The organism is Cellulomonas massiliensis JC225 (assembly GCF_000312005.1).
GTDB lineage: Bacteria > Actinomycetota > Actinomycetes > Actinomycetales > Cellulomonadaceae > Cellulomonas > Cellulomonas massiliensis.
Genome location: NZ_HE978589.1, coordinates 1 through 5,050 on the forward strand (window position 1 = coordinate 1; position 5,050 = coordinate 5,050).

The following is a 5,050-nucleotide window of genomic DNA, read 5'->3' on the forward strand; positions in this document are numbered from 1 at the left end:
CCCCGGAATGCAGAAAGAGCCACCCCGGTGTCGGGGTGGCTCTTTCTACAATGGTGTCCGGCGGCGTCCTACTCTCCCACACCCTGGCGAGTGCAGTACCATCGGCGCTGAAGGGCTTAGCTTCCGGGTTCGGAATGGGACCGGGCGTTTCCCCTTCGCTATGACCGCCGTAACGCTGTCGAGTTGTCAAACCAACCCAGGGTCGGGTTCGTTCGTTTCTCGGGAACCGCACAGTGGACGCGTAGCACAATGATTGTGGTGAAGTTGTCGGCTTATTAGTACCGGTCAGCTGCGGCAGTCGTTGGTCCTGCCTTCCACATCCGGCCTATCTACCCAGTGGTCTCGCTGGGAGCCTCTCACCCTCGAGGGGTGTGGAAACCTCATCTTGAAGCAGGCTTCCCGCTTAGATGCTTTCAGCGGTTATCCCTTCCGAACGTAGCCAACCAGCCGTGCTCCTGGCGGAACAACTGGCACACCAGAGGTTCGTCCGTCCCGGTCCTCTCGTACTAGGGACAGCCCTTCTCAAGTTTCCTGCGCGCGCAGCGGATAGGGACCGAACTGTCTCACGACGTTCTAAACCCAGCTCGCGTACCGCTTTAATGGGCGAACAGCCCAACCCTTGGGACCTACTCCAGCCCCAGGATGCGACGAGCCGACATCGAGGTGCCAAACCATGCCGTCGATATGGACTCTTGGGCAAGATCAGCCTGTTATCCCCGGGGTACCTTTTATCCGTTGAGCGACGGCGCTTCCACAAGCCACCGCCGGATCACTAGTTCCGACTTTCGTCCCTGCTCGACCTGTCAGTCTCACAGTCAAGCTCCCTTGTGCACTTGCACTCGCCACCTGATTGCCAACCAGGCTGAGGGAACCTTTGAGCGCCTCCGTTACATTTTAGGAGGCAACCGCCCCAGTTAAACTACCCACCAGGCACTGTCCCTAGTCCGGATCACGGACCGAGGTTAGATCTCCAGAGCGACCAGAGTGGTATTTCAACGTTGACTCCACGAGCACTGGCGTGCCCGCTTCACAGTCTCCCACCTATCCTACACAAGCCGCACCGAAGACCAATACCAAGCTATAGTAAAGGTCCCGGGGTCTTTCCGTCCTGCTGCGCGTAACGAGCATCTTTACTCGTAGTGCAATTTCGCCGAGTTCGCGGTTGAGACAGCGGAGAAGTCGTTACGCCATTCGTGCAGGTCGGAACTTACCCGACAAGGAATTTCGCTACCTTAGGATGGTTATAGTTACCACCGCCGTTTACTGGGGCTTAAATTCTGAGCTTCGCCTTGCGGCTGACCCGTCCTCTTAACCTTCCAGCACCGGGCAGGCGTCAGTCCGTATACATCGTCTTGCGACTTCGCACGGACCTGTGTTTTTAGTAAACAGTCGCTTCTCCCTGGTCTCTGCGGCCCTAGGCGCTCCCCCAGCAAGTGGGTTCACGCGTCAGGCCCCCCTTCTCCCGAAGTTACGGGGGCATTTTGCCGAGTTCCTTAACCACGATTCGCTCGATCGCCTTGGTATTCTCTACCTGACCACCTGAGTCGGTTTGGGGTACGGGCGGCTAGAACCTCGCGTCGAGGCTTTTCTTGGCAGCATAGGATCACCAGTTTCCCGCGTTCGCGGTCACCGTCAGCTCTCAGGCTTGATGAGGTGCGGATTTGCCTGCACCTCGCCCTACGACCTTGGACGTGGACTACCATCGCCACGCCTGGCTACCTTCCTGCGTCACCCCTGTTAATACGCTTACCTACTACCGGTTCGGGTCCCGTGCTCCCCGTGCCCGGTGTCCCGAAGGACGATGGGCACGGCTCGGACGGTTAGCATCACCGGGCTCGGTATGGGCGGTTCTTCGCCGGTACGGGAATATCAACCCGTTGTCCATCGACTACGCCTGTCGGCCTCGCCTTAGGTCCCGACTTACCCAGGGCGGATTAACCTGGCCCTGGAACCCTTGGTCATTCGGCGGACGGGTTTCTCACCCGTCATTCGCTACTCATGCCTGCATTCTCACTCGTGTGGCGTCCACCGCTGGGTTACCCCGCGACTTCACTCGCCACACGACGCTCCCCTACCCATCCACACGCCTGAACCACAAGGGCTGAGCGATGTGTGAATGCCACAGCTTCGGCGGTGTGCTTGAGCCCCGCTACATTGTCGGCGCGGAATCACTTGACCAGTGAGCTATTACGCACTCTTTCAAGGGTGGCTGCTTCTAAGCCAACCTCCTGGTTGTCTGTGCAACTCCACATCCTTTCCCACTTAGCACACGCTTAGGGGCCTTAGCTGGTGGTCTGGGCTGTTTCCCTCTCGACTACGGAGCTTATCCCCCGCAGTCTCACTGCCACGCTCTGGCTTACCGGCATTCGGAGTTTGGCTAACGTCAGTAACCTGGTGGGGCCCATCGGCTATCCAGTAGCTCTACCTCCGGCAAGAAACGCGTGACGCTGCACCTAAATGCATTTCGGGGAGAACCAGCTATCACGGAGTTTGATTGGCCTTTCACCCCTAACCACAGGTCATCCCCCAGGTTTTCAACCCTGGTGGGTTCGGGCCTCCACGCGGTCTTACCCGCGCTTCACCCTGCCCATGGCTAGATCACTCCGCTTCGGGTCTAGAGCACGCGACTGTGACGCCCTATTCGGACTCGCTTTCGCTACGGCTTCCCCACACGGGTTAACCTCGCCACGTACCACTAACTCGCAGGCTCATTCTTCAAAAGGCACGCCGTCACCCCTGCTAAGGAGGCTCCGACGGATTGTAGGCACACGGTTTCAGGTACTATTTCACTCCCCTCCCGGGGTACTTTTCACCTTTCCCTCACGGTACTTGTCCGCTATCGGTCACTAGGTAGTATTTAGGCTTACACAGTGGTCTGTGCAGATTCACTCCAGGTTTCACGGGCCCGGAGCTACTTGGGATCCTCATCGGGAGGCCACGCCATTTCGTCTACGGGGGTACCACCCTCTGTGCCGGGCCTTTCAATGCCCTTCGACTATGACGCGACTTTCTGACTCCCTGCCGCGGCGGCAGCCACGACTGACAAGTCCCACAACCCCGAACGTGCAACGCCTGCCGGCTTGAGCACACGCTCGGTTTGGCCTGATCCGCTTTCGCTCGCCACTACTCACGGAATATCTCTTCCTGCCGGTACTGAGATGTTTCACTTCCCGGCGTTCCCTCCACACACCCTATATATTCAGGTGCGGGTCACACGACATGACTCGTGCGGGGTTTCCCCATTCGGACATCCTCGGATCACGGTTCGTTTGCCAACTCCCCGAGGCTTATCGCAGGCTACAACGTCCTTCTTCGGCTCCTAGTGCCAAGGCATCCACCCTGTGCCCTTATAAACTTGACCACAAAGATTTCAAAGATGCTCGCGTCCACTGTGCAGTTCTCAAGCAACGACCGGGCCCACCCTGTACCCCGGGGCGCCTACCCCCACCACACGCCGGCCGCACCCGAAGGCACCACCACCGCGCGACGAAAGCGGTTCAACCCCGCCAGGACGATCCGCCGGACCGCCACCCCCCACCACCCCAGACCCACACGGACCCAAGACCAGCGAGGAGCTCGCGACCCCGAAGCAACAACCAACCGGCTGTTCCCTCAGGACCCAACAGCGTGCCAGACCGACCCCCGACCAGCAGCCACCCGTTCCCTCCCCACGATCCGAAGACCGCAGGCGTACTAGAGCGCCACCAGCAGACAAGCCGGCCATAGTCGATGTTCCACCCTCGAGCACCACCCCGCACACACTCGGCACGGGCGTGGGCCTGGACCAGCACGACCCACCCATGACAGGTGCGGCCGACCAGCCAGATGCTCCTTAGAAAGGAGGTGATCCAGCCGCACCTTCCGGTACGGCTACCTTGTTACGACTTAGTCCCAATCGCCAGTCCCACCTTCGACGGCTCCCCCCACAAGGGTTGGGCCACCGGCTTCGGGTGTTACCGACTTTCGTGACTTGACGGGCGGTGTGTACAAGGCCCGGGAACGTATTCACCGCAGCGTTGCTGATCTGCGATTACTAGCGACTCCGACTTCATGGGGTCGAGTTGCAGACCCCAATCCGAACTGAGACCGGCTTTTTGGGATTCGCTCCACCTCGCGGTATCGCAGCCCTTTGTACCGGCCATTGTAGCATGCGTGAAGCCCAAGACATAAGGGGCATGATGATTTGACGTCATCCCCACCTTCCTCCGAGTTGACCCCGGCAGTCTCCCATGAGTCCCCGGCATAACCCGCTGGCAACATGGGACGAGGGTTGCGCTCGTTGCGGGACTTAACCCAACATCTCACGACACGAGCTGACGACAACCATGCACCACCTGTACACCGACCAAAAGGGGAGCACATCTCTGCACTTTTCCGGTGTATGTCAAGCCTTGGTAAGGTTCTTCGCGTTGCATCGAATTAATCCGCATGCTCCGCCGCTTGTGCGGGCCCCCGTCAATTTCTTTGAGTTTTAGCCTTGCGGCCGTACTCCCCAGGCGGGGCACTTAATGCGTTTGCTGCGGCACGGAACTCGTGGAATGAGCCCCACACCTAGTGCCCAACGTTTACGGCATGGACTACCAGGGTATCTAATCCTGTTCGCTCCCCATGCTTTCGCTCCTCAGCGTCAGTTGCGGCCCAGTGACCTGCCTTCGCCATCGGTGTTCCTCCTGATATCTGCGCATTCCACCGCTACACCAGGAATTCCAGTCACCCCTACCGCACTCTAGTCTGCCCGTACCCACTGCAAGCCCGAGGTTGAGCCTCGAGTTTTCACAGCAGACGCGACAAACCGCCTACGAGCTCTTTACGCCCAATAATTCCGGACAACGCTTGCGCCCTACGTATTACCGCGGCTGCTGGCACGTAGTTAGCCGGCGCTTCTTCTGCAGGTACCGTCACTTGCGCTTCTTCCCTGCTGAAAGAGGTTTACAACCCGAAGGCCGTCATCCCTCACGCGGCGTCGCTGCATCAGGCTTGCGCCCATTGTGCAATATTCCCCACTGCTGCCTCCCGTAGGAGTCTGGGCCGTGTCTCAGTCCCAGTGTGG

General features: G+C 59.1%; 3 rRNA genes. All 3 read right to left on the minus strand.

The annotated features are described in order from the left end of the window. Nucleotides 1-55: 55 nt before the first annotated feature. Nucleotides 56-172: ribosomal RNA gene (rrf, locus tag HGCM_RS16115) — 5S ribosomal RNA — on the minus strand. Between the two features lie 83 nt (nucleotides 173-255). Further along, a 23S ribosomal RNA gene (locus HGCM_RS16120) occupies nucleotides 256-3,361 on the minus strand. Between the two features lie 475 nt (nucleotides 3,362-3,836). Continuing rightward, nucleotides 3,837-5,050: ribosomal RNA gene (locus HGCM_RS16125) — 16S ribosomal RNA — on the minus strand; the annotation flags it as partial.